General features: G+C 70.7%; 1 protein-coding gene. It reads right to left on the minus strand.

The genetic code is table 11. The features are described 5' to 3' along the window. Positions 1-130: 130 nt before the first annotated feature. Complete coding sequence (locus Q8Q85_07470; protein MDP3774095.1) at positions 131-1,072, minus strand: hypothetical protein; 942 nt, start codon at positions 1,070-1,072, stop codon at positions 131-133. Positions 1,073-1,391 lie beyond the last annotated feature (319 nt).

The raw sequence follows: 1,391 nt of genomic DNA on the forward strand, positions 1-1,391 counted from the left end.
CGCCAGGCCGCAAGGTCGGTCATCATGGCCCGGTTAGTTACGGTGCCGGCGGCCCGGCGTCAACTCGCGACTGAAGTCAACGTGCGACGAAAAGGGGGCGTAGCCGCCCCCTGGTCGCCATTCGTCCGGCCTACGGCCGGCCCGGCCTCGGCCCGAAGGGGCCAGGTCCCGGCCGCGCCTTGAGATCGATGATCGTGGTGGCGCCGTTGATGACCAGCGGGACGAACTGCGTGCCGTTGAACGACACGACCGCCGTGCGGGACGAAGTCCGGGTTTCACCGGTGAGGAACGTGATTGTGACGGTGGCGTCCTGCGTGATGGTGCCGGACAGCGGCCACGCCTCCTCCGTCTGCGGCACCGGCACGACTACGTTGTCGATCGTCGAGGAGGTAGTGGCTTCGATCACGCGGCCGTCGCCCCGGGGCCGCAGGCTGTCGCGGGGCGGACGCCCGCCGCGCGGCCCGCCACGGCCCACTCCCATCCCTCCACCCATCCCGGGACCGCCCATCCCCGGGCCAGCGCCCATGCCCGGAGCGCCCTTGCGGTAGCTCGTGCCGGTCCCGTTCCACGTCGCGGAGGTCTCCCCGCCGAGGAGGCCGCTCACGGTCAGGTCGCGCTCGTTGCGGATCGTCATCCCCCGCGCGTTACCGCTGTCACCGTTCGACGCCGACACTTCGAAGTTGATCGACGCCGTCGTGAGGCTGTCGTACGCGCTCTGCGCGATGCCGGCCTCGTCGAAATAGGTCACGGTGCGCGAGAAGGTCATGCCTTCGCGCTCCATTGGAGGGCACGGCATTGGGCCATCCGGCCCGCCCGGTCCACCGGGGCCGCCACAGCGCGAGCCGGAATCGACGGGCGAGGGGAAGAGGAGGCCTGGCAGGCCGAGGCCCGGAAGGCCCTGGCCGCGGAGCATGTCCAGGTGCTCGCCGACGGCGTCCGCGGTGAGGCTCGCGATCGCGGCGTCGGGATCGGTGAAGTTCGCGGCTACCGGGGCGGTGGAGTCGGCGCAGGCCGTCAGCGCGAGAAGCAGGACGGCGGCGACAGCGGCACGCCTGTGGTTCACGACCGGCATGACAGTCTCCCAGTCAGAGTCCGAAGGCCGAGGGTGGCCTCGTCAGTGCCCGGCGGCGTGCCGGACGTCGCCTACCAGACCGCCCAGCCCCGCGGAAGGTAACGCGCGCGGTCGACCCCCGTTACTTTCGGAACGGACCCCACGTCTCTAAGGGCAGGGAGCGTGGAGCCGAGCGATGGAGCGGTGGTGCGACGGGTGCTGGCTGGGGACGTGGAATCCTATCGGATCCTCGTCGAGCGGTACCGCATGGATTTCGGGCGGTACGCCGTTTCGCTCGTCGGTGATGGTGATGCGGCGGCCGACGCGGTCCAGGAGTCGT

The organism is Gemmatimonadales bacterium, assembly GCA_030697825.1.
Lineage (GTDB): Bacteria > Gemmatimonadota > Gemmatimonadetes > Gemmatimonadales > JACORV01 > JACORV01.